Below are 26898 nucleotides of genomic sequence, written 5' to 3'. Positions count from 1 at the left end.
GCGCCCCCCCCCCCCCCCCCCCACGGCCGGTGACTCGACTGGCGTCGGATCCTCAGTGGCAGCAGTCCAGGACCTGCGGGGTCCAGTCGCGGGCCAGGACGTCGACCAGCCCCAGGTCGGTGATCTTCATCGTGGGGGAGACGGCCAGGGTCAGCGTCGAGACGCTCATGAACGGGTTGCGGTGGCGCCAGCCCCACGCGCCCAGTTCGTCGCGCACGCGCCGCGAGGTCTCCGCGACCTCCGTCGCCGGGGCCGTCGACATCACGCCGCCCACGGCGAGCGGCAGCCGCGCCGTGACCTCGCCGCCGCGGGCGACGGCCACGCCGCCGTCGTCGGCGAGGACGGCCTCGGCCGCCGCGCGCATGGAGCGGACCGTGGTGCCGAGCGTCACCAGGTTGTGGCTGTCATGGGCGTACGTGGTGGTCACCGCGCCGTCCGCCAGGTCCATGCCCGTCACCGGCACGCAGGACGTGTGGTCGCGGCCGTGCCGGTTGCGCACCCAGCACAGCGCCGTGCGCCCCTCCCAGGCCACGACGCCGTCGGCGACGTCGAGTTCGATCTCCGTCGGCTCCGTGTACGTGTCCACCGGGTTGACGCGCAGCGCCCGGAAGCGGTGCCGCCCGTCGGGCAGGTCGACCCGCCAGCGGTACTCGTCCTCGGGGAGCCCGTCGACGTGCACCGAGCCCGCGAAGGGGTGGTCGCCGGGGTGCGGCTCCTCGTACGTCGCACGGCCCCCGCGCGCCACCAGGCGGCCGCCCGAGAGGACCGCGTCGACCGCGAAGTCCTCCAACGGCCCGTCCAGGAGCACGAGATCGGCCCGCTTGCCCGGCGCGACCACACCGCGGTCCGGCAGGCGGAGCCGCTGCGCCGGGGTCCAGGTCAGGGCGCGCAACGCGTCCAGAGCCGGGAGACCCGCGGCCACGGCCGTACGCCCGATGTGGTCGAGGTGGCCTGCGGCCACGATGTGGTCGGCCGCCAGGTCGTCGGTGACCAGGCAGATCGGCGGCAGCTGCGGCAGCGCGAGCAGCGCCTGCACCACCTCCGGCTCCAGGCACTTCTCCTGCAGCATCACCGTCATGCCGAGGCGGGCCTTCTCGACGACCACCTCGGGGGTGTTCTTGGTGTGGTCCGAGTCGATGCCCGTCGCCATGTAGCGGCTGAGCTCCTCGCCGGTCAGGCCGGGGCAGTGCCCGTCGAGGATCGCGCCCTGCTCGCGGGCCACGTCGATGATGGAGTGCATCCGCTCGTCGCCCGAGACGACGGCGCGGTAGTCCATCACCTCGGCGAGCGCGCGTACGCCGTCCCAGCGCAGGAGTTCGTCCACGTCGGCCGCGTCGAGGTGCGCGCCGGAGTGCTCGAAACCGGCGAGCGCCGGTACGCAGGAGGGCACGCCCCACAGCTGGGTCTGCGGCGTCGTACGGCCGGCGTCGATCATCCACTGCATGGCCGTGCGGCCCGCGACGTTGACGATCTCGTGCGGGTCGGCGAGCACCGTCGTCGTACCGCGCGGCAGCGTCAGCCACGCGAACGCGGCCGGGGTGAGGAAGGAGCTCTCGACGTGCATATGGGCGTCGAGGAAGCCCGGGACGATGAGCCGCCCGGTCGCGTCGATCTCCTCGGCCGCCTCGCCGCCGGTGCCCGGAGGCACCACACCGCTGATCGTCGAGCCGGTGATGAGCACGTCGGCGGCGAAGGTCTCGCCGGTGAAGACGGAGACGACCTCGCCCCCGGAGATACGGATGTCGTGCACGTGATTCACGCGATTCCCGATCAGTGGACAGAGTTGTAGAAGAAGTACAGGAGGAACGGCAGTAGCACCCACATGCCGGGGTGGATCTCCTTGAACCGCCCCGCCACGGCCTTGACCAGGACGTACGCGGTGAGGCCGGCGGCGATGCCGGTGCCGAAGTTGCCCCAGAAGAGCGTGCAGGCCACGACGAGGGCGGCGGGGATGCCGTCGGTGGGGTCCGACATGTCGACCTTGCGGAGGCCGGCCAGCATCGAGAGGCCGATGAAGATCAGCACGGGCGCGGTCGCCGCCGCGGGGATCATCGTCGCGACCGGCGTGAAGAGGAGCAGCAGCGCGAAGAGGCCGCCGGTGACGACGGAGGTGAGTCCGGTGCGGCCGCCGCTGTCGGAACCGGCCGCCGACTCCAGGTACGTGGTGACGCTGGGGCCGCCGATCGCCGAACCGCCGATGACGCTCACCGAGTCCACCAGGAACGGCTTGTTGACGTTCGGGATCTGCCCGTGCTCGTCGGCGAGACCGATCCGCTCGCCCACGGCCATCACGACACCCGTGGCGGAGAAGAACTCGGCGGCGAAGAGGGCGAAGAGATACGGCAGGTACTCGGGCTGCAGCGCACCCCACAGGTCGAGCTCGAAGGCCACCGGGCCGATCCCGCCGGGCAGTTCGGCCCAGCTGTCCGGCAGCTCGGCGACGCCGAAGGGCACCGCGACGATCGTCAGTACGGCCATGGTGATGAGCAGCGTGCCGGGAATCTTGCGCGAGGCCAGGGCGACCACCAGGACCAGACCCCCGAGCGTCAACAGACCTGCGGCGGAGGTGAGTTCACCGACCTTCATGCCCTTCGGCCCGAACTCGATGAGGCCCGCCGAGCGGAACCCGAGCATCGCGATGTAGAGGCCGATGGCCGAACCGATCGACAGGCGTACGCAGTCGGGGATCACCCGCGTGACCAGCTGGCGCACGCCGAAGACGGTGAGCAGCAGGAACGCCACACCCGACCAGAACACCATGCCCATCGCGACCGGGTACGGGACCTTGTCGTGCTGGATCAGCGTGACCGCCACCAGGGCCACACCGCCGAGGCCGGGCGCCAGGACGAACGGCAGGTTGGCGTAGAGCCCCATGAACAGCGTCGCGAGGACGACCGTGATGATCACGCCGGTGGTCGCCGCGGCGTGCGGCACACCGGCGCCCGCGAGCATGCCGGGCACCACGACGACCACATAGGCCGAGGCGAGGAACATGCTCACGCCTGCGAGGAGTTCCGTGCGGACGGAGGTGCCGCGCTCTGACAGCCGGAAGAAGCGGTCGACCTTCGGCGCGCTTCTCTTCGGCGGGGTTTCCGTTTCCATCACGGCTCCTCGTAACGGCGATCACGGTGAATGCAATCGCTTGCAGCATGCGTTTGCAGGGTAGGGTAAGCGCAGTCGGGAGATGCGTAAACCCACGGGGAGGGTGCAGCGGTGACCAAGCTCGAGGATGTGGCCGAGGAAGCCGGTGTGTCCGCGTCCACCGTGTCCCGGGCGCTGAGCCGCCCCGACATGGTCTCGGAGGCGACCCGCACCCGCGTCCTCGACGCGGCCGAACGCCTCGGCTACCGCCACAACCAGGCCGCCCGCGCCCTGGTCACCGGCCGCACCGGACTGCTCGCCTTCAGCGTCCCCTCCCTGGCCAACCCCTACTACGCCCCGGTGATCGCCGGCGCCCAGGCCGCCGCGGAGGAGGCCGGCTGCGAGCTGATCGTGGTCGTCACGGACGGCTCGGCCGAGCGCGAGCAGGCCCTCTACGCCCGCCTCTCGGAGCGCGTCGACGGCTTCGCGGCCGCCGCCCCCGTCTCGGCCGGTACGCAGCTGTCCCAGGTCGCCCGCAAACGGCCGCTCGTCACCCTCAACCGCCGCGTACGGGGCGTCAGTTCGGTCGTCGTCGACACCCCCGCGGGCATGGGCGCGCTCGGCGGACACCTCGCCGGGCTCGGCCACCGCCGGATCGCCTACCTCGGCGGCCCCGACGGCTCCTGGCTGGACCCGCGCCGGCTCAGCGCCCTGCGCGAGGCCGTGCCGGACTGCGAGGTGGCGGCGCTCGGCCCGTACCCGCCGGAGTTCGAGGCCGGCGTCCGTGCGGCGGACGCGGTCCTCGACACCGGGTGCACCGCCGTCATCGCGTACAGCAGCACGCTGCTCATCGGCCTCCTGCACCGGCTCACCCTGCTCGGCAAGAGCGCCCCGCACGACCTGAGCCTCGCCTGCGCCGACGACCTCTCCGCGTCCGGCCTCGCGATGCCCGAGGTCACGGCCCTGCACGTACCGGCCGCCGAGGCGGGCCGCCGCGCGGTGCAACGCCTCCTGGAAACCGTCACTTCGGGCCCCACGGCAGCCACCCACCAACTGCTCCCCGTCGAACTCCTCACCCGCGCATCGACGGGACGGCCTGCGGCTTAGGCGTCCGTAAGGCGCGGTTCTCGTCGTCGCGTCTCGTCGTCGCGCGCGATGACCGCACAGGCAGGGGACCGGTACCGGCACCGGTACCGGGTCAGACGCTCTGGTGGCTGAAGGCCTCCAGGAAGGCCGGGCAGAACGCCGGCAGGTCGGCGGGCCTGCGGCTGGTGACCAGGGTGCTGGGCGCGTGGTCGCAGACCCGGACCTGCTCGTCGACCCAGGTGCCGCCCGCGTTGCGGATGTCGGTCTTCAGGCTCGGCCACGAGGTGAGGACGCGACCCGAGACCACATCGGCCTCGACCAGCATCCACGCCGCGTGGCAGATCGAGGCGACCGGCAGGCCCAGATCGCAGAAGGCCCGTACGAAGGCGACGGCCCGCCGGTCCATGCGCAGCGCGTCCGGATTGGCCAGGCCGCCCGGCAGGACGAGGCCGTCGAAGGCCCCGGCGGAGGTGTCGCCGACCACCTCGTCCACCGCGAACGTGTCCGCACGGTCGAGATGGTCGAAGGCCTGGATGCGTCCCGGTTCGGTGGAGACGAGCACCGGGCTGCCGCCCGCCTCCGACACCGCTTTCCACGGTTCGGTGAGTTCGATCTGCTCGACGCCCTGGGGCGCCGCCAGGAATGCGATACGCATGGCTTCTCGATCCCCTCTGGGACTCCGCCGGGAGCCGGGACTCCACCGGGAGACGGGACTCTGCCGGAGGCGGGGACTCCGGCGGGGGTGCGGGCGCACGGCACCTCGGCAGCGCACCGCGCGCGGGACGGACCTCCGAGTACCCGCACACCCGGCCCCTGCACATCCGAACCCGCCCGCCCTCACACCGCCCGCTGGTTCCCCGCCCCCTCCTGCTCCTCCTCCTGGTCCGCGGCCCCGTCCGCCGCCTCCTCGCGCACCCGTGAGCAGGTCTGCGCGATCAGCCGGCAGACCTGCATCTGCGAGACGCCGATCCGCTCGGCGATCCGGCTCTGCGTGAGCCCCTCGAAGAACCGCAGGTAGAGCACCGTGCGCTCGCGACGCGGCAGATGCTGAATCCCGGCCCGCGCGGCCAGCCGGTCCACGACGATGTCGTACGACGGGTCCGCGGCGCCCAACGTGTCGACCAGGGACAGCCCGTCCTCGCGCGCCGGCTCGGCGTCGAGGGACAGCGCCCGGTAGCTGGTCAGGGCCCGCTGGCCCTCGCGTACCGCCTGCTCGGAGAGGCCGGTGTGGCGGGCGAGCTGCGCCACGGTGGGCTCCGGGCTGCCGGGCCGCAGCGACAGTTCGCGGTACGCCCTGCGGACGGTGTTGCGCAGATCCTGGACGCGCCGGGGCACGTGCACGTCCCAGGTGTGGTCGCGGAAGTGGCGGCGGAGCTCGCCGGTCACGGTCGGGACCGCGTACGACTCGAAGGCGCCGCGGCGCGGATCGTAGCCCTGGATGGCCTTGAGGAGTCCGAGCGCGGCGATCTGCTGCAGATCCTCGACGGCCTCGCCCTTGCCGCGGAAGCGGCCCGCGATCCGGTGGGCCATCGGCAGCCAGGCCTCCAGGAGCTCCTCGCACAGCACATCCCGCTCGCGTCCGGGCGGGAGGCCGTGGAAGCGGGCGAAGATCTCGTGCGTGGCGGGTGCGTCGTCGTGGCGACGGCGGCGGGGGCCCGGTCGGTGCACGGGGCGCGCTGCGCGGACAGGTCGGTCGGTGAGCATGAACAATCCGCTCCTGCTCATGAACGGGTGCCCTCCCATTGTCACCCGCCCGCCGGTTTCCGCTAGCGCTTCGCAGGACGGGCTCCGGCTCGGCACAGGACGGGCTCCGTCTCGGCATGAGAACGCTCTGTGCTGCAGGTTCAACAACGTGTTTAGGATCTCGGCGTCCCGCCCGACCCGCACCCGGAGCACGCATGACCTCGCCCCCGTCCGCAGCCACCAGGCCGAGCCTCCCGCATCTGCTGCGGGTCACCGCCTTCGCGATCGGTGCGCTCATGCTGCTCGTGACGGTCGGGGTGGTGCTCCACCAGCCGCTGCTCATCCCGCCGTTGGCGGCCAGCGCGGCCCTCGTGCACAGCGCTCCGGGACAGCCCCTCGCACAGCCGCGCAACCTCGTCGGCGGGCATCTGCTGTCCGCGGTGATCGGCTTCGCCACGCTTGCCGTGGCCGGGAGCAGCGGCTGGTCGGCGGCCGTCGCGGCGGGCCTCTCGCTGGGCGGCATGATGCTGACGCACCTGAACCACTCCCCGGCGACGGCCACCGCCGTGATCGTCGTGCTGCAGGCCCCGGACCCGTCGACGTTCCTGCCGCTGCTCGCGCTCGGCTCCTGCCTGCTCGTCGCCATCGGCCTGCTGCCCGGTCGCATAGGCGCGCACCCGGTCCGGTACCCCGTCAGCTGGTGACACCCGCGTGCGCACGGCCGCACATCCCGTACGTCCTGGCGGGCGGCCTGCCGGAGGCGGGGCCGATTCCCCATCCGGGAAGGAAGATGTGAGGATACGGGCATGAGCAACGTGTTTTTCGACATCACCATCGACAACGAGCCCGCGGGCCGCATCGTCTTCAAGCTGTATGACGACGTGGTCCCCAAGACCGCTCGGAACTTCCGTGAGCTGGCCACGGGCGAGAACGGCTTCGGCTACGAGGGCTCCGGCTTCCACCGGGTCATCCCCGAGTTCATGCTGCAGGGCGGTGACTTCACCAACCACAACGGCACCGGCGGCAAGAGCATCTACGGCGAGAAGTTCGCCGACGAGAACTTCGAGCTGAAGCACACCAGCCCGGGTCTGCTCTCCATGGCCAACGCCGGTAGGAACACCAACGGTTCGCAGTTCTTCATCACCACGGTCGTCACCCCGTGGCTGGACGGCAAGCACGTCGTCTTCGGCGAGGTCGTCGAGGGCATGGACGTCGTCAAGGCCATCGAGGCCCAGGGTTCGCCCAGCGGCTCCACCAAGTCGGAGATCAAGATCGCCAAGTCCGGTGTCGTCGAGGCCTGATCCGCCCCACGCCTGACCCTTCCACGGCGCCGTCAGCCCCGGCGTACCGCGGAACTCCGAGCACCCGGTGACCCGTTCACCGGGTGCTCGCCCCTTTCCGGAGCCGAACACCGAGCGGGGGACGGGAGCGAAGGACCGGGCGGTCGGGGCGTACGGGCGCTCGCTTAACCTGGCAGTGTCAGGCGGCCCTCGTGCGGGGCCGTACAGGCAGGCCCGGCCGCGGCGGTACTCTGCGCCGGGCTCGGGGGAACCGGCGCCGACCCGGCACGCGGGCGCGCGGAACGGGCAGAGGCGGATGCAGGTGAGGTATGGAGAGCAGGCCCGCGTGCGAGGCGGCTCGGCCGCGGCGGGAACCGGGCGACCGGTGACGGGGGAAGCACGCCGAAGCGAGCGCCGGGAGCAGCGGCCGGAGGCGGTCTGCCGTGGATAAGGTCCTGCTCACGGCCGCAGGCCTGTACGTCATCGTGCTGCTGCGCGCCGGCGGCACCTTCGCCGTCGGCCGGCTCGCCGCCGCGGGCGCCCGGCGCAGCAGGTTCGCCGAGAAGTTCGCGCAGTCCAAGTTCCAGCGGGTCGAGCGCGCCATCCAGCGCTGGGGCGCCCCCGTCGTCGCCGTCTCCTTCCTGACCGTCGGCTTCCAGACCGCCGCCAACTTCCTCGCGGGCAGCATGCGCATGCCCCTCACCCGCTACGTCCCGGCCCTGTTCGTCGGCGGCGCCTGCTGGGCCCTGCTCTACGCGACCGCGGGGATCGGCGCCCTGGAGATGCTGGGCCGCCTCTTCGCCGAGCACACGGCGCTCGGCGCGGGCGCCGTCGCGGCCCTGGTGCTCGCGGTGTGCGCCCTGGTGCTGTTCCGCCGCAGGCGCAGACACGCGGACGGGACGGCGGCCGCCGAGGACGAGACGGCCGACAAGTCCTGAGCCGGGCGCGAGCCCCGGTCTACGGCCCCGCGTGCACCTGGCAGGCCCACAGGCTCGGCGTACGCGGATACGTGTCCCGGAGCGCGCGCACCGCCGTGTGCAGGGCCTCGGCCGCCCGGCCGACGTCGAGCCCGCCGTCACCCGTGGCCAGCGACTCGTACACGCTGCGGGCGACGTCCGCGCCGATCGTGTCGTCGACATGCCACAGCGAGCCGATCACGTGCGGGAAGCCCGCGATCTGCAGGGCGCCGACGATGTGCACGGCCTCGTCGGCCAGTTCGGGGCTGGTGCCGAGGGTGTCGCAGGCGGACAGATAGGCGAGCCGGACCGACGGCAGCCGCAGCCGGGCCAGGTCGCGGACCGTGAGCGGCCGCTCGCCGTGGTCGTCCAGGACGAGCCGACTGCCCGACGGCCGCCCCAGGTCGCCGAGCGCATGACAGGCGAAGTGCGCGTACGCGTACCGGGGCAGGGCGCCGACGACGGCCGCCCGGGTCGCCGCCCCGTCGGTGAGCACCTCCGCGCCGGGCAACAACCGGGCCACCTCTGCAGCCTCGCGCCGCGCCGCCGGCAGCGGGGCCAGTCCCTCCGCCGCGGTGACGGCGACGACCAGCGCACCGGAGCCCGCCGTGCGCGCACAGCGCAGCCGCGCATGGTGCAGGGCGCGCAGCGTCGGCGTGTACGAGGACACGACCCGGTCCAACGCGCCGCGCGCGCCCTCCGCCGGCGCGGCCGCGTGCAACGGCAGCGTGCCGAGGCCCCCGCCGGGCGACCACCACACCCGCTCGCCTGCCTGCGCGCCCAGGTGGTCGAGGACCGGCCCGGTCACCGTCTCCCACAGCCAGGAGAGCGTGGCGTGGACCGTGCGCTGCGCCCGCAACGACTGGTCGCGCGAGGTGTCCTGCGCCCCGATCCGCAGCAGCGCGTCCTGGAACGCCCGCCGCCGCCCGGCGACCGCGTCCGGTTCGATGCGGGGGAGCGGCACCGCGTCGACCGCCCGCTCGGTGACGACCAGGGCATGACTGCCGTACGAGTCCACGTTGACCAGGACCACCGGGCCGGGCCGGGCGACCTCGCGCAGCTCCCGCTCGTCCCACTCCCGCACCGGGCGCAGCAGGCCGAGGTCCGGGTGCTCGGCGCGGATCCGCTGGGTGAGGTCCCGCCACTCGGCGGCGAGTCGCTGACGCCGGTCGGCCTGGGCGTGCCGGGTGTCGCGGTCGTCCTGGGCCTGCCCGGTGTCGCGGTCGGCCTCGGCGTGCTGTGACGGCTGCGGTGCCTGGTCGAGCGGCCCCGCTCCCTCGTCGAGCGGCGCCTGCTCCACGTCGAGCGTCGCCCGGTCGAGGGCGTCGCGCAGTGCCGTGAAGCGTTCGGCCAGGTCCGGGGCCTGCTCCCGGAGCCGGGTGAGGTCGCTGTCGGCGTCGAAGGCGTGCGAGAGGATCACCCCTCTGGCCTGTTCGAGGAGCCCGACCGCGAGCCCCGGACGCCCGCACCGCACCGCGCAGGCCGCGGCCGCCGCACCGAGCCCCACGGTCCGGCTCAGCTGGAACTCCTGGTCGTCACGGACCAGATGACTCGGCGCGACGGACGGCAGCAGGTCGACCGCCGTGACGTAGCCGTCCAACGCCCGCTCCCAGTCGCCCAGTTCGGCCCTGGTCTCGCCCCAGGAGCGCGCGGCGTCCAGACGCAGCCACGGGTTGCACTGCTCCTCGCGCGCCGCGGCCTCGAACACCTCGGCGGCTTCCGCCAGTTGCGCCCGGCGTCGCCGGCCCCGCATGCGGTTGCCGTGCCGCAGCGCGCTGCCGAGATTCGTCATCCGCAGCGTGCGCTGCGGATGGCCGGGCGGCGTGACCTCGACCGACCGCCGGAACAGAGCGATCGCCTCCGTCGGCCCGGACGGCGAGAGCAGCGCGCGCGGGCTGAGCAGCCGCGCGTTGGCGGCCACGGTGAGGGCGCGCGGCAGTACGGGGGAGTGCGCGGGCACGGTCGCGATCACCTGGTCGGCCAGGTCGCGCGCCTCGCGGGCCTCCTCGACCCGCAGCGTCAGACCGATGCGGGTCAGCAGGACGAGGGCGAGGTTGAGGCGCCGCTGCGGGAGCATGGGATCGTCGCCCGGGGTGAGGGCGACGGCCTGCCTCAAGTGGCCCACTGCTTCGTCGAGTTGGGTGTGCGGGTCGGCGGTGCGCTCGTACCCGGCCGCCAGGCTGATGCCGAGGGAGGCCGCGAGCGCCGCCCGGTGCCGGGCGCCCAGACCCGGCAGCGCGGCGGCCCTGCGCCGGCACTCCTGGGCCTCCCGCAGGTCCTCGCCGTCCTCGGTCAGCTGGTTCCGCAGGCTCAGCGCGGCCCCGAGGTTGAGCAGCCGCAGGCCGAGCAGGGCGTGCCCGTCGGGCGTGAGCGTCACCGCCTCCCGGTGCGCGCGGACGGCCTCGTTCAACCGGTCGAGGCTGCCGGAGTGCTCGTAGGAGGCGCGCAGCACGAGGCCCAGGTCGTTGAGCGTCACGGGCCGGTCCGGGTGCCCCGGCGGGCAGCCGTCCCGGGCCTGGCACAGCAGCCGCAGCGCAGCTTCGAGGACGCCGCCGTCCGCCTGCGGGTCCTGGATGTGGCGGGAGTAGAGGGCCATCGCGCGGACCAGTAAGGAGGGTTGGGGTGCACCGGCCCCACCGGCCCCACCGGCCCCACCGGACCCACCGGGTGCGCCAGGCTCACCGGCTTCGGCGGCTTCGGCGGCTTCACCGGCTTCGGCGGTGAGGGCGAGGGCCTCTTCGAGGTCGCGGGGATCGCCGGTCATCACGTGCCGGGAGCGCAGGGCGTTGCCCAGGGCGCGTCGGAGCATGGCCCGCTCGAACGGCTCCGCGGCGGCCCCGAGCGCCTCGCGGAGTACGGCGACGGCCTCGTCCAGGTCCGCCGGGAGCCCCGTGTACTGCGCCCGCACGAGGAGCGCCGAGCCCAGGTCCTGGCCCGTGATCGCCGGCCCTGCGGGGTTGCGGGGCACCGCCCTGCGGCATACGTCGACCAGCTCGTCGCACGCCTCGACCGTCGCCCCCTCCCGCTGCAGCCAGAGCAGCAGGCCCTTGCCCAGCGAGCTGAGGCATTCCGGCAACAGCGGGCTGTCGACGGGGAGTTGGGCCAGTACGTCACGGGCGAGCCCGACCGCTTCGGCGAGGTCCTCCGGGTCGTACGACCGCAAGTAGCGCTCGCGCAGCCGGTCGCTGAGGGCGTGCAGGGCGGCGGGGCGCTCCGGGGAGTCGGCGGGGATGCGGCGCAGCGCGGCGCGGGTGAGCAGGACCAGCTCCGTCCCTCCCGGCTCCGCATTCGCCGCACTCGCCGCATTCGCCGCACGCTCCGCGGCCGGCCCCCCGAACGGCCGGTCGCACCCGGCGAGTTCGAGTGCACGCGCCAGGCCGGCGCACCGGTGTGGGTACGTCGGCTCGTACTCCGGCGTGGCGAGGACGGCGAGGCTGCCGCAGCCGACCGCCGTGGCGCGTACGGCCTCCGGCGGGAATCCCATGCGCGCGAACGACGCGGCCAACTCGTGGAGTCCGAGGGTGTCTTCGGAGGCGCCGGGTGGGGGCGAGTCGTGCCGGCCCTCCGCGACGAGGGCCAGCGCGGCGCACTCGGCGGCCCACTGGGCCGGGCCGTCGGCGTTCGCCGGGTCAGGGCGGACCGCGGTGTCGAGGCCCGCGTAATGCGCCGCCAACGGCTCGGGCACGAGGGACGGTTCGGCGACCCACACCGGGAAGAGCAGGGTTCCGGCCATGCTGCCGTGGACGGCGCCGAGGCCTCCGGCGTCCGCCGCGGCGCGGGCGGCGCAGAGCCAGCCGGCCACGTGCCGGGCCTCCAGGTCGGTCCTGGCGTCGGCGACCCGCAGGAGGGCGCGCAGCTCCTCGTCCGCCGCGCCGCCGCACACGGCCTCCGCGTGCACCCGCCCGCCCCCGGCGTCGCTGCGCAGGACGCGCTCCCGGACGGCCCGCACGAGCTGGTCCCGCTCGCTCGCCGCGCTCGGGGGCGGCTGGTGCTTCGCGTACGCGTGCCGAGCGTCGCGCCCGACCTCGCCGCCCTGATCGTCCCTCACGTTGCCGATCTCCCCTCTCAGTGGAGCCAAGCATCGCAGGAAACGTCGTCAACTCGACTGCTGTGCTGCACACTTGAGTCATGACCGCACCAGCCGACCGCTCCGAGCGCGCCCACAGGACCGCTGCGCTCTGCGAGTTGCTCGGCTCCACGGACGAGGCACGGCGGTGGCCGGAGGTGGCGGCCGCGGCCGCACGGGCCAGGGAGGCGCTCCGCGCGGGCGCGGAACCGGCCGAGCTCGAGGTGTGCTTCGACGCGCTGGACCGGGAGCTGCGCAGGGCCGGGTACGCGAACGGCCTGGTGCACGGGTCACGCGGTACGCGGGCGCCCGGCGTCGTAGCGCACATCAAGGCGGCCGTCTGCCCCGCGTCGGACCGCTGCACGCGCGTCGAGCGGGCCCGCGACCTGTGGCCCACACCGCTCTGCGCCGTCCACGAGACCCGTATGCACAAGACCCGCCTCGCCTGACGCTCGCCCCCCCGGCGCAGCCCCAGGGGCGGCGGCCACCCCCCCAACCCCCGCCTCCGGATCTGACCCATGAACCCACTCCTCACCACCCTGGGCAGCAAGCTCACCGAGCGATGGCTGAATCTGCTCGTGCTGCCCGGTGCGCTCTTCCTCGCCGTCACCGCCGTCGGCACGACCCTGGGGCACCGCCACTGGCAGGACCTGGACCGGCTGCGCGCCACCCTGGACGAGCTCGCCGCCCGCCCCGCACTCGAACGGCCGGGCACCGCCGCCCTGTTGGCGGCCCTCGCCCTGCTGGCGGCGGCCGCGGCCTCGCTCGCCGCGCAGTTCCTCGGCGGCGCCGTCGAACACCACTGGCTCCGCCACCCCCGCGGCCCGCTGAGCCGCGCCCTCACCGAGCGCCGCCGACGCCACTGGACGGCACGGGACGAGAAGGTCGACGCGGCGCTCCGCCAGACGATCGCCGACCCGGCCCCCGACCCCGGCGGCCCGCACCCCGCCCCGCATCCCGAGTCGCCCTCCGCACGGGCCCTCGCCCGGCTCCGGTCCCGGATCGAGGCCCGCGACCGCCTCGCGCTCCGCAGACCGTCCCGCCCCACCTGGTACGGCGACCGCATGCAGACCACCGCCGACCGGGTCGCGGACGCCTACGGCGTCGACCTCGCCGCGCTCTGGCCCCGCCTCTGGCTGACCCTCCCCGAACCGGCCGTACGACAGCTCCAGTCCGCCGGCGACTCCTTCTCCGCGGCCGCCCGGCTCGCCGCCTGGGCCCTCGGGTACGCGCTGCTCGCCTGCTGGTGGTGGCCCGCCGCGCTGATCGCCGTCGGCTGCGCGGCTGTGGCCCGCACCCGCGCCCGTACGGCCCTGGACGCCCTGGCCGAACTGATCGAGGCGGCGGTCGACGTGCACGGGCGTGAACTGGCCGCCCGGGTGGGCCTGTTGCCCTCTGACGCACCGGGCCGCCTCACCCGGCGAACCGGCGACGGCATGTCGGAGCTGTTCAGGAAGGCCGAGTGAGGTGATCCAAGCTCATGCGGGGTCCGGGTCGATGCCGACGGCGCCGGCCGAGCGGAGCGAACGTCCGAGGTCTCCGGTGAGGATGCGGGGGTGTCGCCGCCACCACCAGAGGTCGGGGCCGGGCCGCCGGTGGAACCGGTCGAGGGCCTGGCCGTCGTCGTCGACGGTCGCGGCCCGGTAGCGCTCGTCCAGAGCTTTGATCTGCGGGGTCCAGAGCTGGACCAGGTGTTCGTCGAGGAGGAGCCACGCCTCGTGCAGCCAGTTCCGGCAGTAGAGGTCATCGGTGTACGCGTAGATGTCGCTGTCGTAGCCGTGCTCTACGGCGTTCACCAGCTCGGCCCACGCGTTCACCCTTCCGGCGACCGTGAATGCCGTTCGCCATCCGCGCTGGTGCAATAGCTCTCCCACCTCGGTTTCCGTGGCCATGGGCGTGAGGCTCTCATGCCGCATCCGTCCGGGGCGACCGCCCGAACCAGCTGCCCTCGGAGGAGCGATGGACCCCGTCCACGTCACCGGCATCACCGCGGACCTGACCGTCCCGGACCTCGCCGCCGCCCGCGGCTTCTACACCGGCTATCTCGGCCTGAGCGTCGAGGAGTTCGACCTCGGCTGGGTCGCCCGCTACCGCTCGCCCGACGGCCGCGCCGAGATCCAGCTCGTCACCCGCGACGCCACCGCGCCCCGCAACCCGGTCGTCTCCGTCAAGGCCGGTGAGGGCGTCGACGCGCTGTACGCGGAGGCGAGGCGGCGCGGCTTCGAGATCGTGCATCCGCTGACGGAGGAGCCGTGGGGGCCGCGCAGGTTCTTCGTCCGCGCCCCCGACGGCAACATCCTCAACATCGTGAGCCATCAAGAGGATTGAGGGGCTGTCAGACGGGTTCGGCGGTGAACGCGAGCGACGCGTTGTGTCCGCCGAAGCCGAACGCATTGGTCAGCGCCGCGGTGAGCGCGCCGCGTCGCGGCCGGCCGGTGACGATGTCGAGCTTCACCTGCGGGTCGAGATTCTCCAGGTTCTGGGTGGCGGGCACGACCTGGTCGCGCAGGGCGAGGATCGCGGCGATGGCGCCGAGGGCGCCGGCCGCGCCGAAGAGGTGTCCCGTCATCGACTTGGTCGCGGTGACGGCCGGGTGGGTACCGATGGCCGCGACGATCGACTCGGCCTCGGTGACGTCGCCCAGGGGGGTGGACGTCGCGTGGGCGTGCACGTGCTGCACGTCCTGCGGGGCGAGCCCGGCCGTCGCCAGGGCGAGACGCATCGCGCGCACCTGCCCGTCCTGGTGGGCGGCGGTGATGTGGTGAGCGTCGGAGGTGACGCCCGCTCCGGCCAGTACCGCATGCACGCGGGCGGCCCGCGCGGCCGCGAACTCGGCCCGTTCCAGGACCACCAGGCCCGCTCCTTCACCGATGACGAATCCGTCCCGGTCGGTGTCGAACGGCCGGGACGCCTCCTGCGGGGCGTCGTTGCGCGTGGAGTGTGCCTTGGCCTGGGCGAACCCCGCCAGCGGCAGCGGATGGATGCACGCCTCGGTGCCGCCCGCGACGACCACGTCCGCGCGGCCGAGGCGGATCAGGTCCAGGCCCATCGCGATCGCCTCGGCGCCGGAGGCGCAGGCGCTGACGGGGGTGTGAGCCCCGCCGCGCGCACCGAGTTCCATGCTGACCCAGGCCGCGGCGCCGTTGGCCATCAGCATGGGCACGGTGTGCGGCGAGACCCGGCGCACCCCGGAGGACTCCAGGACGTCGTCCTGCCCGAGCATGGTCAGCGCGCCGCCCGTGCCCGTGCCGACGACCACGGCCAGGCGCTCCGGTTCGACCTCCGGGCGGCCCGCGTCGGCCCACGCCTCGCGGGCGGCGACGAGCGCGATCTGCTCGCACCGGTCGAGCCGGCGGGCCTGTACGCGGTCGATGACCTCGCTCGGTTCGACCCGCAGCCGGCCCGCGATCCGTACGGGGAGTCGGGTCGCCCACTCTTCTTCGATCGCGCTGATCCCGGACTCTCCGGCGAGCAGCCCGGCCCACGTCGAGGGAACGTCCCCGCCGAGAGGTGTCGTCGCGCCCAGCCCCGTCACCACGACCTTCGTCATGTCTGCAGTCATCGAACGGCCTCCTTTGTGTAATAGGCACACCTCCCGCATGCGAGTAAGGCGGGAGATGATCAAGGCATTGGCCACTCTGCCAGCAAAGTCACATGCCATCAGGTGCCACGATCGACGGAGTGCGGAGGTAGGGATTTGTAGGATCTCCACTAGGTCTGCTGCCTCGAACCCGCCACGGTCAGCGGTCGCCGTGCAGGCCGCACGCCCGGTCGTCGGGGGTCGGCCCGGCCGGTGGTGTCGTCTCCCGCGCGGGCGCGACCGTACGCCCGGAGGCGAGCCCGGAGGGGAGCAGTGCCGCGGGCAGCAGGCCGAGGAGGGCGACCGCGGCCAGGGTCAGCAGCGTGGAGTCGAACGCGGAGGCCGAGGCCGCGCTGCCCGTGCCGGCCGCGACGGCGATGCCGAGGGTCGGCCCGATGTTCACGGCGGTCTGCTTGAGGCCGCCGACGACTCCGGCGTACCCGGCGGGCGCGTCCCCGACGACGGTCCCGGTGGCGGTGACCATCACCGTGGCGAACCCCGCGCCGAGCACGGCGAAGTTTGCGCCCGTGGCCAACCAGGCGCTGTTCGGGCCCAGTTGGGACAGCCCTACGAGGCCGAGGGCGACGAGCGCCGTACCGGAGAGCGCGGTGCGACGCGGGCCGTGCCGGCGCAGTGCGATCACCGCGACGGGCGCGCCGAGGATCATCGACGCGGTCAGCGGCAGGACGCGCAGGCCGCTGGCGAACGCGTCGAGGCCGAGCACGTCCTGGAGTCGGAACGTCGCCGCGAAGAGCGCGCCGAACAGGCTCGCGCTGATGACGAGCAGGAGAGCCATGGACGCGGACACCGGCACGGACCGCGCCACCGCGTGCGGCACGATCGGGTGCGTACCGCGTCGCTCGCGCGTAACGAGCAAGGCGGCGAGGGCGAGGGCGGCGGCGAGTCCGAACACCGTCGAAGCGCCGCCCCAGCCGCGCGTCGGGACACCGGCCAAGGTGTGCACCAGAACCGCGAGTACGGCCGCGAGCAGCGCCGCACCGGAGAGGTCGAGGCGCTGGGAAGCCGTGCGTTCGGGAGTCCGCTGCCGGACGGCGAGGGTGAGCGCGGCGATCAGGAGCGCGACCGGGACGTTGACCCAGAACACGGCACGCCATCCCCACTGGGCGACCAGGACGCCGCCCAGGACCGGGCCGGCCCCTGCCGCCACCGCGATGGCACTGGTGCGGACGGCGATCGGGGTGCCCAGCCGGTCCGACGGGAACGTCAGGCGCAACAGTGCGAGGGTGGCCGGCTGGAGCAGCGCGCCGAACACGCCCTGCGCGGCCCGCAGGACGATCACCCCGTCGACGGTCGGCGCGAGCGCGATGCCGGCCGACGCGGCCCCGAAGCCGAGTACGCCGACGAACAGCAGCCGCGTGTGCCCGTACCGGTCCCCGAGACGCCCGGCGATGACGAGCAGCGCGGCCACCGCGACCAGATAGCCCGTGCTCGTCCACTGGACCTGCGCCACGCTCGCACCGAGATCGCGCTGAAGGCTGGGCTGCGCCACCAGCAGGACGGTGCCGTCCAGGGCGACGAGCATCGCGCCGACCACGCTGACGAGCAGTGCGAGCCGACGCTGTGCGGGTGCCGTCACGAGGACACCGGGCCGAGGTGGGCGTCCAGCGCGGCCGCGATGAGCCGGTCGCGTCGGTCGTTACGTCGGTCGTCGCGCTGGTCGTCATCGGGGCCGTCGCCCAACGGCGGGGCTTCGAGGGCGAGTTGGAGGCTGCCCCAGGCCCACAGCTGGGCGATGCCGTGCAGGTTCGACCACAGGGCGGCGGCCGTCACGGCGGGCAGCGGTTCGTTCTCGTACGGCCCGTCCGGGTGTCGCCCGGCATTCCGCTCCGCCCGGCATCGCGCGACGAGTTCGGTGATGTGCCCGAACAGCGGCAGGGCCGACTCGCGCAACCGCGGCTGGTCCGCTGCCTGCGCCGCGCTGTCGAGCAGGTCGTGCCGGAACATCAGCTCGAACATGCCGCGATGTTCCAGCGCGTACTCGACGTACACCCGCGAGACCGCCTCCAACTGTTCGCGCGCCGTGCTCGCCGCGGCGACCGCGGCCTCGAACCGGGCGCCCAGGTCCTCGAAGCCGCGACGGGCGACGGCCGAGAGCAGTGCGTGGTGCGTGGGGAAGTACCGCCGTGGCGCCCCGTGCGAAACCCCGGCCCGTCTGGCCGTCTCCCGCAGGCCCACGGACGCGGAACCCCCGGCAAGCACAAGCTCGACCCCGGCGTCGATCAACCGCTCCCGCAGGGAGCCCCCATCAGTCATGGACAGTGTCTACCAAGAGTGAGTAGACAGTGTCTACTCACTCTGTGAGGGGTTGACTCCGCCATCGCGCACGCCGAGATCAACGTCCTCGCCCAACTGTCCGCCCGGCGCCGCTACCTGGACCACCGCCTCTACATCACCCTCGAACCGTGCCTGCTCTGCAGCAGCACGCTCATCCATGCCCACGTCGGCACCGTCGTCTACGCCGCCTCGGACTCCCGAATCGCACCCCCGCACACCCCTTGACGCTGTTCAGGAGGGGCGGGCAGCATGCGTACCGACTGGGTGGTATGTGTGGCTGCCATGCAGATGTCGACGGTGACGGAACAGCGCGTGCCCGTGGGTCGGGGTGGCGTGCGGGCGTGGTCGTCGGGGTCGGGGCGGCCGCGCTTCGTCGCCGTGGCACGGACCTCTCTGGAGAACCCGCATCGTGACCAGTGTTCTGATCGCCAACCGAGGCGAGATCGCCGTCCGCGTCGTCCGTGCCGCGCGCGCGTCCGGGCTGCGGCCCGTCGCGGTGCACACGCCGGGGGACCGGGACGCGCTGCACGTACGACTCGCCGACGAGGCGCACGAGTTGACCGGGGACGGCGGCTATCTGGACGCCGAGCAGCTGGTCGCCGTGGCCCGCCGCGCCGACTGCGCGCTGGTGCACCCCGGCTATGGATTCCTCAGCGAGAACGCCGAGTTCGCGCGCCTGTGCCGGAAGGCGGGGCTCACCTTCGTCGGCCCCTCGCCGGAGGTGCTTGTCGAGTTCGGCGACAAGGCGCGGGCGCGGGCCCTCGCCGAGGCGCAGGGCGTGCCGGTACTGCGGGCCACCCCGGCGGGGACGACGCTCGCCGAGGCGGCCGCGTTCCTCGACGGGCTCGGGCCGGGCGCGGCCGTGATGGCCAAGGCGGCCTCCGGCGGCGGCGGGCGCGGCATGCGTGTCGTAAGGCGGCCGGAGGAGCTGGCGGAGGCCTTCGAGCGGTGCCGGTCCGAGGCTGAACGGGCCTTCGGCGACGGGTCGTTGTACGTCGAGGAGCTCCTGGAGGAGGCCCGGCACATCGAGGTGCAGGTGCTCGGCGACGGCAGCGGCGCCGTCAGCCACCTGTGGGACCGGGAGTGCACGATCCAGCGCCGGCACCAGAAGCTGATCGAGGTCGCCCCGTGCACGACGCTCGCGGCCGAGGAGCGCGCTCCGCTGCTCGACGCGGCCTGCCGGATGGCCGCAGCGGTCGGCTACGAGGGGCTCGGCACGTTCGAGTTCCTCGTCGACGCGCGCGACCCAGGCCGCTGGTACTTCATGGAGGCCAACCCCAGGGTCCAGGTCGAGCACACGGTGACCGAGGAGATCACCGGAGTCGACCTGGTCTCCGCCCAGTTGGAGGTCGCACTCGGCCGCACCCTGGGCCAACTCGGCCTCACCCAGGCCGACATCCCGGCTCCGCACGGGGTGGCCGTGCAGGCGCGGGTCAACCTGGAGACCCTGCGGCGCGACGGTACGGCACGCGCGACCTCGGGACGCGTCGAGGTCTTCGAAGTGCCGACCGGTCCCGGCGTACGGGTCGACACCCACGGGCACGCGGGCCTGGTCGCCGACGGCCGGTACGACTCGCTGCTCGCGAAGGTGATCGTGTCGACGCGGCGCGGCGGGCTCGACCGGGCGGCCGTGCGGGCCGGGGCGACGCTCGCCGAGTTCCGCGTCGAGGGCCCCGGCACCAACATCCCCGCCCTGCGCGCCATCCTGGACCACCCCGCGTTCCGCAGCGGCGAGGCCACCACCCGCTTCGTGGACGACCGCCTCGACGAGCTGCTGCCGCAGGAGGAGCCCGCGACGCCCGAGGGCGACCTCGCCGAGGTGCGTGCCGACTTCGTCGCCACCGTCGTCTCCGTACCCGTACAGCCGGGTCAACACGTCGCCGCGGGAACGCCGTTGGCGGTCCTGGAGTCCATGAAGATGGAGCACGTCGTGACCGCGGGCGTCACCGGCACCGTGCGCGAGGTGTGCGTCGCCGTCGGGGAGACCGTCGCCGAGTCGGGCCTGCTCCTTCGCCTCGACCCGGACGCGGTCCAGGGCGAACAGGCCCTGGCCGAAGAGGAGTTGGACCTCGACGCGGTCCGCCCCGACCTCGCGGAGATCGACCGGCGGCACGCCTGCACGCGCGACGAGAACCGCCCCGAAGCCGTCGCCCGCCGCCACGCCACCGGCCACCGCACCGCCCGCGAGAACGTCCAGGACCTGTGCGACGAGGGCTCGTTCGTCGAGTACGGCTCCCTCGCCGTGGCCGCGCAGCGCCGCCGCCGCTCCCTCGACGACCTGATCGCCAACACCCCCGCCGACGGCATGATCACAGGCATCGGCGAGGTCGACGCCGAGCGCTGCGCGGTCCTCGCGTACGACTACACGGTCCTCGCCGGGACGCAGGGGTACGTCAACCACCACAAGACCGACCGGATGCTCGAACTCGCCGAGCGGCAGCGGATTCCCGTGGTGCTCTTCGCCGAGGGCGGCGGCGGCCGGCCCGGCGACACCGACAGCAATACGGCCTCCGGCCTGGACGTGCCCACGTTCGCGACGATGGGCCGGCTCAGCGGCCTGGTGCCCACCGTGGGCATCGCCTCCGGGCGCTGCTTCGCGGGCAACGCCGCGCTCCTCGGCTGCTGCGACGTCATCATCGCCACCGAGGACGCCAACGTCGGCATGGGCGGCCCCGCGATGATCGAGGGCGGCGGCCTCGGACGGTTCCGGCCCGAGGAGGTCGGCCCGATGTCCGTGCAGGCGCCGAACGGGGTCGTGGACGTCCTCGTACGGGACGAGGCCGAGGCCGTCGACGTCGCCCGCCGCTACCTGTCGTACTTCCAGGGCCCGAAGGAGAGTTGGACCCGGCCCGACCAGCGCGCCCTGCGGCATGTCGTCCCGGAGAACCGGGTGCGGGTCTACGACGTGCGCGCCGCCGTGCGCGGCATCGCCGACGAGGACTCGGTGCTCGAACTGCGCCCCGCGTTCGGCCGCAGCGTCGTCACCGCCCTGGTCCGGATCGAGGGCCGCCCGATGGGCCTGATCGCCAACGACCCCGCGCACCTCGGCGGTGCGATCGACTCGCCCTCGGCCGACAAGCTCGCCCGCTTCCTGCAGCTCTGCGACGCCCACGGACTCCCGGTCGTGTCCCTCTGCGACACCCCGGGCTTCATGGTCGGCCCGGACGCCGAACACACCGCGACCGTACGGCACTTCAGCCGCCTCTTCGTGGTCGGTGCGAACCTGCGCGTCCCGGTCGTCGCGGTCGTGCTGCGCAAGGCGTACGGGCTCGGCGCGATGGCGATGGTCGGCGGCGGCTTCCGCACCCCGGCGGCGACGGTGGCCTGGCCGACGGGCGAGGTCGGGCCCATGGGCCTGGAGGGCGCGGTACGCCTCGGCTACCGCCGCGAACTGGAGGCCATCGACGACCCGGCCGACCGGCAGCGCGCCTTCGACGAGCTGGTCGCCGAGCACTGCGACCGCGGCAAGGCCGTCAACGCGGCCACCGTCTTCGAGCTGGACGACGTCATCGACCCGGCGGACACCAGGGCCTGGATCACCGGCGTCCTGCCGCCCGCGAGCACCCAACTGCCGCCCGCACAAAGGTCGTTCGTGGACACCTGGTGAGCACACGCATCCGACTTCGACCGTGACCACAGAGGAGCGAGCCTTGGACCGCGAGAAGCTTGAGCACTACCTCCGTGACCTGCGCACCCGCCAGGACGTCACCCGCCCGCCCGGCCTCCCGGCCGAGGTGCACTACCCGCTCGGCGAGATCGGCATACCCGAGCACGTCGCCCACTGGGCCCGCACCGAACCGGACCGCCCGGCGATCGTCTTCGAGGGCCGCAGTACGAGTTATGCCGAACTGGACGCCCTGATCGGCGCGGTGTCGGGCTGGCTGCACGACACCGGCGTACGGCCCGGCGACCGGGTGGCCGTGCACCTGCCGAACACCCCGCAGTTCATCGTCGCGATGATGGCGATCCTGCGGCTCGGTGCGGTGCACGTACCCGTCAACCCCATGTTCCAGGCAGCCGAGTTGGCGCACGAGCTGACCGACAGCGGCGCCGAGGTCGTCGTCACCCTCGACCGGCTCCTGCCCGTCCTCGACCAGGTCCTCGACCGCGTCCCCGTACGCCAGATCCTCGTCACCGGAGCCGACGAGATGGCCGCCGCCGCGACCGGACCGGAACTCCCCGCAGGAACCCCCGGCCGCACCGCCTGGTCCACGGCCGCCGCACACGCCCCCGCGCCCGCGCACCCCACCGACCTGGACGCCCTGGCCGCGCTCAACTACACCGGCGGCACCACCGGACTCCCCAAGGGCTGCGAGCACACCCAGCGGCACATGCTCTACACCACGGCCTCCAGCGCGAGCGCCATGGGCCGCGGCGCGGACGGCGGCTTCATCGCGCTCTGCTACATCCCGGTCTTCTGGATCGCCGGCGAGAACCTCGGCGTCCTCAGCCCGCTCGTCCTCGGCGGCACCTCCGTCCTCATGCCCCGCTGGGACCCGGGCGCGGCCCTCGACCTGCTCGGCAGGCACCGCGTCTCCACGATGGTCGGCACCGTCGAGAACTACCTGGAGCTCCTGGAACGCCCGGAGTTCGCCGACGCGGACCTCTCCGCCCTCGACGACCCCATGGCGGTCTCCTTCGTACGCAAACTCAGCCCCGAGGTCCGCCACCGCTGGCAGTCCGCCGCCGGAGCCCACTCGGTGCTCCGCGAAGGCGCTTACGGGATGACCGAGACGCACACCTTCGACGCGACGCCGTACGGCCTCGCGAAGGACGACCGGGACCTGCTCGCCGAGCCTGTCTTCTGCGGGGTGCCCGTGCCCGGCACCGACATCGCGGTCGTGTCGTTCGAGACCGGCGAGCCGCTGCCGCTCGGCGAGGTCGGCGAGATCGTCGTCCGCAGCCCCTCGGTGATGACCGGCTACTGGCGCAACCCCGAGGCGACCGCCGCCCAGCTGCGGGACGGCTGGCTGCACACCGGGGACAACGGCCGGATCGGCGAGGACGGCAGCCTGCGCTACCTCGGCCGCGACAAGGACATGATCAAGGTCAAGGGGATGAGCGTCTTCCCGGCCGAGGTCGAGCTGCTCCTGACCCGGCACCCGGGCGTCCGCACGGCGGCGGTCGTGCCGAGCCCGCACCCCGAGAAGGGGCAGGTGCCGGTCGCGTTCGTGAGCCTGGAACCCGGCGAGCCCGGCGAGCCCGGCGAACCCGGCGCGGGGCTCACCGCCGAGGGCCTGGAGAGCTGGGCGCGCTCGGCGATGGCCGCGTACAAGGTGCCGAAGGTGCGGATCGTGGGGGAGTTCCCGATGACGACCACCGGCAAGATCCGCAAGGTCGAACTGGTCGAGCGGGCGCGGGAGATCGTCGACGGGGGCTGATCCACGGGGCGCTGCCCGGTCGAGCGGTGGACTGAGCCGTGTGACGCGGCTTACAGGGCGGCGCCGACCGTTGACGCCGCCCGTCCGCTGCGCGAAGGTGAGTCCGCAAGCAAGCTCTAAGCAACTGCTTAGTATGCGTCGATGTTCTGAAGTCGATGTTCTGAAGTGGATGTTCCGAAGCCGAGGTTCTGAAGGGGTCCTGATGCCGGAAGCCGTGATCGTCGCCACCGCCCGCTCGCCCATCGGCCGGGCGTACAAGGGCTCGCTGAAGGACCTGCGCCCCGACGACCTCGCCGTGCAGATGGTGCGGGCGGCGCTCGCCGAGGTGCCCGCGCTCGACCCGGCCGACATCGACGACCTCGTGCTCGGCTGCGGCCAGCCCGCGGGGGAGTCCGGCTTCAACATGGGCCGCATCGTCGCCGTCCTCGCGGGACTCGACGGGGTGCCGGGCACCACTGTCAACCGCTACTGCTCGTCCAGCCTGCAGAGCACCCGCATGGCGCTGCACGCCATCAAGGCGGGGGAGGGCGACGTGTTCCTCTCCGTCGGCGTCGAGACCGTCAGCCGCTACGGCAAGGGCACCGCGGACGGCCTGCCGGACACCCGCAACCCGCTGTTCGGCGAGGCGCAGACCCGCAGCGAGATGTTCGCGGCCGGCGGCCAGACCTGGGCCGACCCGCGGAGCTTCGGCGCGCTGCCGGACGCGTACATCGCGATGGGCCAGACCGCCGAGAACGTCGCCCAGCTCATGGGCGTGACCCGCGCCGACCAGGACGCCTTCGGCGTGCGCAGCCAGAACCGGGCGGAGAAGGCCCTCGCGAACGGCTTCTGGGCCCGCGACATCACGCCGGTGACGCTGCCCGACGGCACGGTGGTCGCCACGGACGACGGTCCGCGCGCGGGCGTGACCCTGGAGGGCGTGGCGGGTTTGAAGCCGGTGTTCCGCCCGGACGGGACCGTCACCGCGGGCAACTGCTGCCCGCTCAACGACGGCGCGGCCGCGCTCGTGATCATGTCCGACGTCAAGGCCCGCGAGCTCGGCCTCACCCCGCTCGCCCGGATCGTCTCCACCGGCGTCTCCGGCCTCTCGCCCGAGATCATGGGCCTCGGCCCGGTCGAGGCGTCCCGGCAGGCTCTCGATCGTGCCGGCCTCGGCGTCGACGACATCGACCTGGTCGAGATCAACGAGGCCTTCGCCGCCCAAGTCATCCCGTCCGCACGGGAGTTGGGTATCGACGAGGACCGGCTCAACGTCAACGGCGGCGCCATCGCCGTAGGCCACCCCTTCGGCATGACCGGCGCGCGCATCACCAGCACGCTGATCAACTCGCTCCAGTTCCACGACAAGCAGTTCGGCCTGGAGACCATGTGCGTCGGCGGCGGCCAGGGCATGGCCATGGTCATCGAGCGGCTCAGCTGAGAGGCGCCACGGGGCGGAGAAGCACCACGGGGCGGAGAAACACCGCGAGGCGGAGAAGCACCACGAGCACCACGAGGCGGAGAGGCACCATGAGTACGAACGGCACGAACCCGCAGTCCACCACCGAACCCACGAGCAAGGACCCCATGAGCACGCGATTCGCAGGACGCACGGCCATCGTCACCGGCGCCAGCCGCGGCATCGGCCTCGCCATCGCCGAGCGGCTCGTCGCCGAGGGCGCGAAGGTCGTCGTCACGGCCCGCAAGCAGGAGGCGCTCGACGAGGCGGTCGCCCAGCTCGGCGGCCCCGAGCACGCTCTCGGCGTCGCGGGCCACGCCGACGACACCGCCCACCAGGCCGAGACCGTCAAGCGCGCCGTCGACACCTTCGGCAGCGCCGACCTGCTCGTCAACAACACCGGCATCAACCCGGTGTACGGCCCGCTCGTCGACCTCGACCTGGCCGCCGCCCGCAAGATCGTCGAGGTCAACTGCCTCGCGGCGCTCTCCTGGGTGCAGCAGATCCACGCCGCCTGGATGAAGGACCACGGCGGCGCGGTCGTCAACGTCTCCTCGGTCGCCGGCGTCCGCCCCGCGCCCGGCATCGGCTTCTACGGCGCCTCCAAGGCGATGCTCACCCACATCACCGAGGAGCTCGCGGTCGAGTTGGGCCCCGACATCCGGGTCAACGCGGTCGCCCCCGCCGTGGTGAAGACCAAGTTCGCCACCGCGCTCTACGACGGGCGCGAGGAGGAGGTCGCGTCCGCGTACCCGCTGAAGCGGCTCGGCGTACCGGACGACATCGGCAGCGTCGTGGCGTTCCTGCTCTCCGCCGACGCGGCCTGGATGACCGGCCAACTCCTCGTGGTCGACGGCGGCGTGACGCTCACCGGGGGCGTCTGATGCCGGACGGCGGAACGGTCGGGGGCACGATCGGGGGTGAGCGTCTCGTCGACGCCGTCGTGTTCGACTTCGGCGGCGTCCTCACCGGGCCCGTCCGGGACTCGATCGACGCCTGGCTGGCCCGCGACGGCATCGACCCGGCCTCGTTCTCCCGCACGCTGAAGGCCTGGCTGGCGCGCGACGCCCCCGACGGCACGCCCATCCACCGCCTGGAGACGGGGGAGTTGAGCAGCGCCGAGTTCGACGCGCTCCTGGCCGCCGAGCTCAGCACCGTCGACGGCCGGCCTGTCGACCCGGTCGGCGTGCTCGCCCGGCTGTTCGCGGAACTCCGCGAGGACGAGGCGATGTTCGACCTGGCGGCCGAGCTGCGCCGACTCGGCGTGCGCGTCGGCCTGTTGTCCAACAGCTGGGGCGACATCTACCCGCGCGAGCGGCTGGAGGCGCTGTTCGACCCGCTGGTGATCTCGGCGGAGGTCGGCCTGCGCAAACCGCACGCGGCGATCTTCGAGCTCACCCTGGAACGGCTCCGACTCCCCGCGTCGCGCGTCGTGTTCATCGACGACGCCGAGCCCAATGTGCTGGGGGCCCGCGCTGTGGGCTTGCGCGCACTCCTGCACACGGACGCGGCGGCTACGCGGGCGGCGCTGGCGAAGCTGGTGCCGGGCTTGGGCTGACTTCCTTCTCCCCTCCCCGCCCCTTCCCGAAAGACTGCCGTCGGCACCGGGGGGTCCCCCCAGACCCCTGCCCGGGGGCTCCCCCCCCAGACCCCTGCCTGGGGCTGCCGCCCCTGGACCCCGCTTCGGGGCTCCGACCCGGACCCCGCTTCGGGGGCCAGCCCCCGGAACCCCCGCTCCTCAATCGCCGGAGGGGCTGGATTTGCCCGGCTCCTCAATCTCCCGGAGGGGCTGGATTCGCCCCGCTCCTCAATCGGCAGGAGGGGCTGAATTTGAGGGCTGGGACGGGATTTAGCCCCGACAGGGGCTGGTCTTTCAGGGGCGCGGGGAACTGCGCGACCAGCCACGACGGCGGGAGAGCCGAAGTGCAGCCGGGGTCCGGGGCGCAGCCCCGGGGAGCTGTCCGCTGAGGACTTTCGGGAAGGGGCGGGTAGGGGAAAAGCCCCGCGCAGCGGTCGGGGCCCCCGCCCCGACCCCCCCCCCCCCCCCCCCCC

General features: G+C 73.3%; 22 protein-coding genes. 13 read left to right on the top strand and 9 right to left on the bottom strand.

What is annotated here, in order from left to right:
• Positions 1-52 precede the first annotated feature (52 nt).
• Together QIS96_RS36175 and QIS96_RS36170 are read right to left on the bottom strand one after the other, a co-directional pair.
• Positions 53-1759, bottom strand: coding sequence for an adenine deaminase (locus QIS96_RS36175; RefSeq protein ID WP_282547112.1), 1707 nt, complete (start codon positions 1757-1759; stop codon positions 53-55).
• 11 nt (positions 1760-1770) lie between these two features.
• Positions 1771-3102, bottom strand: a complete 1332-nt coding sequence (locus tag QIS96_RS36170; protein ID WP_282547111.1) for an NCS2 family permease — start codon at positions 3100-3102, stop codon at positions 1771-1773.
• Positions 3103-3213: 111 nt separating this feature from the next.
• Here QIS96_RS36170 and QIS96_RS36165 point away from each other — a divergent pair, with 111 nt between their 5' ends.
• A complete protein-coding gene (locus QIS96_RS36165; RefSeq protein WP_282547110.1) occupies positions 3214-4188 on the top strand; it encodes a LacI family DNA-binding transcriptional regulator in 975 nt (324 codons plus the stop codon).
• A 91-nt stretch (positions 4189-4279) separates the two neighbouring features.
• Here the strand turns inward: QIS96_RS36165 and QIS96_RS36160 are convergent, their stop codons facing one another.
• Both QIS96_RS36160 and QIS96_RS36155 read right to left on the bottom strand, forming a co-directional pair.
• Positions 4280-4822, bottom strand: a complete 543-nt coding sequence (locus tag QIS96_RS36160) for a type 1 glutamine amidotransferase domain-containing protein (RefSeq protein ID WP_282547109.1) — start codon at positions 4820-4822, stop codon at positions 4280-4282.
• A gap of 182 nt (positions 4823-5004) precedes the next feature.
• Entirely contained in the window at positions 5005-5871 is an 867-nt protein-coding gene (locus tag QIS96_RS36155) for a SigB/SigF/SigG family RNA polymerase sigma factor (RefSeq protein ID WP_282547108.1), read from the bottom strand.
• Positions 5872-6065: 194 nt separating this feature from the next.
• Here QIS96_RS36155 and QIS96_RS36150 point away from each other — a divergent pair, with 194 nt between their 5' ends.
• The 3 genes from QIS96_RS36150 to QIS96_RS36140 all read left to right on the top strand — a co-directional run bounded on the left by QIS96_RS36150 (position 6066) and on the right by QIS96_RS36140 (position 8068).
• Positions 6066-6554 (top strand): HPP family protein, encoded by a 489-nt coding sequence (locus tag QIS96_RS36150; protein ID WP_282547107.1) that lies wholly within the window; start codon positions 6066-6068, stop codon positions 6552-6554.
• Between the two features lie 102 nt (positions 6555-6656).
• Positions 6657-7151 carry a peptidylprolyl isomerase gene (locus tag QIS96_RS36145; RefSeq protein WP_282547106.1) on the top strand — a complete coding sequence of 165 codons (495 nt, stop codon included), beginning with the start codon at positions 6657-6659 and terminating at the stop codon, positions 7149-7151.
• A gap of 422 nt (positions 7152-7573) precedes the next feature.
• Positions 7574-8068, top strand: a complete 495-nt coding sequence (locus QIS96_RS36140; protein WP_282547105.1) for a DedA family protein — start codon at positions 7574-7576, stop codon at positions 8066-8068.
• 19 nt (positions 8069-8087) lie between these two features.
• On the opposite strand, the gene QIS96_RS36135 is transcribed toward QIS96_RS36140, so the two are convergent.
• Positions 8088-12134 (bottom strand): CHAT domain-containing protein, encoded by a 4047-nt coding sequence (locus QIS96_RS36135; protein WP_282547104.1) that lies wholly within the window; start codon positions 12132-12134, stop codon positions 8088-8090.
• Positions 12135-12214: 80 nt separating this feature from the next.
• Here QIS96_RS36135 and QIS96_RS36130 point away from each other — a divergent pair, with 80 nt between their 5' ends.
• Together QIS96_RS36130 and QIS96_RS36125 are read left to right on the top strand one after the other, a co-directional pair.
• A complete protein-coding gene (locus tag QIS96_RS36130) occupies positions 12215-12601 on the top strand; it encodes a hypothetical protein (protein WP_282547103.1) in 387 nt (128 codons plus the stop codon).
• A gap of 69 nt (positions 12602-12670) precedes the next feature.
• Positions 12671-13618, top strand: coding sequence for a hypothetical protein (locus QIS96_RS36125; protein WP_282547102.1), 948 nt, complete (start codon positions 12671-12673; stop codon positions 13616-13618).
• Between the two features lie 12 nt (positions 13619-13630).
• Here the strand turns inward: QIS96_RS36125 and QIS96_RS36120 are convergent, their stop codons facing one another.
• On the bottom strand, positions 13631-14044 hold the full coding sequence (locus QIS96_RS36120) for a hypothetical protein (protein WP_282547101.1): 414 nt from the start codon (positions 14042-14044) through the stop codon (positions 13631-13633).
• Positions 14045-14111: 67 nt separating this feature from the next.
• On the opposite strand from QIS96_RS36120, the gene QIS96_RS36115 reads away from it, so the two are divergent.
• A complete protein-coding gene (locus QIS96_RS36115) occupies positions 14112-14480 on the top strand; it encodes a VOC family protein (protein WP_282547100.1) in 369 nt (122 codons plus the stop codon).
• A 7-nt stretch (positions 14481-14487) separates the two neighbouring features.
• Here the strand turns inward: QIS96_RS36115 and QIS96_RS36110 are convergent, their stop codons facing one another.
• From QIS96_RS36110 to QIS96_RS36100, 3 genes are all read right to left on the bottom strand, one after another.
• Complete coding sequence (locus QIS96_RS36110; protein ID WP_282547099.1) at positions 14488-15714, bottom strand: beta-ketoacyl-[acyl-carrier-protein] synthase family protein; 1227 nt, start codon at positions 15712-15714, stop codon at positions 14488-14490.
• A 178-nt stretch (positions 15715-15892) separates the two neighbouring features.
• Positions 15893-17275: an MFS transporter gene (locus tag QIS96_RS36105; protein WP_282547114.1), complete on the bottom strand. Its 1383-nt coding sequence runs from the start codon at positions 17273-17275 to the stop codon at positions 15893-15895.
• Positions 17276-17325: 50 nt separating this feature from the next.
• Entirely contained in the window at positions 17326-18006 is a 681-nt protein-coding gene (locus QIS96_RS36100; RefSeq protein ID WP_282547098.1) for a TetR/AcrR family transcriptional regulator, read from the bottom strand.
• A 63-nt stretch (positions 18007-18069) separates the two neighbouring features.
• Here QIS96_RS36100 and QIS96_RS37950 point away from each other — a divergent pair, with 63 nt between their 5' ends.
• From QIS96_RS37950 to QIS96_RS36075, 6 genes are all read left to right on the top strand, one after another.
• Entirely contained in the window at positions 18070-18252 is a 183-nt protein-coding gene (locus QIS96_RS37950; RefSeq protein WP_408907324.1) for a deaminase, read from the top strand.
• 184 nt (positions 18253-18436) lie between these two features.
• The gene (locus QIS96_RS36095) at positions 18437-21634 is read left to right on the top strand and encodes an acetyl-CoA carboxylase family protein (RefSeq protein ID WP_282547097.1); all 3198 of its coding nucleotides are present in this window, start codon (positions 18437-18439) and stop codon (positions 21632-21634) included.
• Between the two features lie 43 nt (positions 21635-21677).
• Complete coding sequence (locus QIS96_RS36090) at positions 21678-23408, top strand: AMP-binding protein (RefSeq protein WP_282547096.1); 1731 nt, start codon at positions 21678-21680, stop codon at positions 23406-23408.
• Positions 23409-23610: 202 nt separating this feature from the next.
• Positions 23611-24828 carry an acetyl-CoA C-acetyltransferase gene (locus QIS96_RS36085; protein WP_282547095.1) on the top strand — a complete coding sequence of 406 codons (1218 nt, stop codon included), beginning with the start codon at positions 23611-23613 and terminating at the stop codon, positions 24826-24828.
• A gap of 146 nt (positions 24829-24974) precedes the next feature.
• On the top strand, positions 24975-25730 hold the full coding sequence (locus QIS96_RS36080) for an SDR family oxidoreductase (protein ID WP_282547113.1): 756 nt from the start codon (positions 24975-24977) through the stop codon (positions 25728-25730).
• Positions 25730-26404, top strand: coding sequence for an HAD family hydrolase (locus QIS96_RS36075; protein ID WP_282547094.1), 675 nt, complete (start codon positions 25730-25732; stop codon positions 26402-26404). The genes QIS96_RS36080 and QIS96_RS36075 overlap by 1 nt, the downstream gene beginning before the upstream one ends.
• Positions 26405-26898: the final 494 nt, after the last annotated feature.

The sequence above is a fragment of the Streptomyces cavernicola genome (assembly GCF_029968035.1).
In the GTDB taxonomy this organism is placed as follows: Bacteria; Actinomycetota; Actinomycetes; order Streptomycetales; family Streptomycetaceae; genus Streptomyces; species Streptomyces cavernicola.
Note: the sequence above shows the minus strand (reverse complement) of the source record. Positions and strands in the feature narration are given on the sequence as shown.

Bases quoted from the DNA above. Each gene is read 5' to 3' on its own strand.
- QIS96_RS36150 (WP_282547107.1), top strand. From the start codon at position 6,066: ATGACCTCGCCCCCGTCCGCAGCCACCAGGCCGAGCCTCCCGCATCTG.
- QIS96_RS36145 (WP_282547106.1), top strand. From the start codon at position 6,657: ATGAGCAACGTGTTTTTCGACATCACCATCGACAACGAGCCCGCGGGC.
- QIS96_RS36155 (WP_282547108.1), bottom strand. From the start codon at position 5,871: ATGCTCACCGACCGACCTGTCCGCGCAGCGCGCCCCGTGCACCGACCG.
- QIS96_RS36125 (WP_282547102.1), top strand. From the start codon at position 12,671: ATGAACCCACTCCTCACCACCCTGGGCAGCAAGCTCACCGAGCGATGG.
- QIS96_RS36105 (WP_282547114.1), bottom strand. From the start codon at position 17,275: ATGCTCGTCGCCCTGGACGGCACCGTCCTGCTGGTGGCGCAGCCCAGC.
- QIS96_RS36080 (WP_282547113.1), top strand. From the start codon at position 24,975: ATGAGCACGCGATTCGCAGGACGCACGGCCATCGTCACCGGCGCCAGC.
- QIS96_RS36075 (WP_282547094.1), top strand. From the start codon at position 25,730: ATGCCGGACGGCGGAACGGTCGGGGGCACGATCGGGGGTGAGCGTCTC.
- QIS96_RS36170 (WP_282547111.1), bottom strand. From the start codon at position 3,102: ATGGAAACGGAAACCCCGCCGAAGAGAAGCGCGCCGAAGGTCGACCGC.
- QIS96_RS36160 (WP_282547109.1), bottom strand. From the start codon at position 4,822: ATGCGTATCGCATTCCTGGCGGCGCCCCAGGGCGTCGAGCAGATCGAA.
- QIS96_RS36130 (WP_282547103.1), top strand. From the start codon at position 12,215: ATGACCGCACCAGCCGACCGCTCCGAGCGCGCCCACAGGACCGCTGCG.
- QIS96_RS36100 (WP_282547098.1), bottom strand. From the start codon at position 18,006: ATGACTGATGGGGGCTCCCTGCGGGAGCGGTTGATCGACGCCGGGGTC.
- QIS96_RS36085 (WP_282547095.1), top strand. From the start codon at position 23,611: ATGCCGGAAGCCGTGATCGTCGCCACCGCCCGCTCGCCCATCGGCCGG.
- QIS96_RS36115 (WP_282547100.1), top strand. From the start codon at position 14,112: ATGGACCCCGTCCACGTCACCGGCATCACCGCGGACCTGACCGTCCCG.
- QIS96_RS36120 (WP_282547101.1), bottom strand. From the start codon at position 14,044: ATGGCCACGGAAACCGAGGTGGGAGAGCTATTGCACCAGCGCGGATGG.
- QIS96_RS36110 (WP_282547099.1), bottom strand. From the start codon at position 15,714: ATGACTGCAGACATGACGAAGGTCGTGGTGACGGGGCTGGGCGCGACG.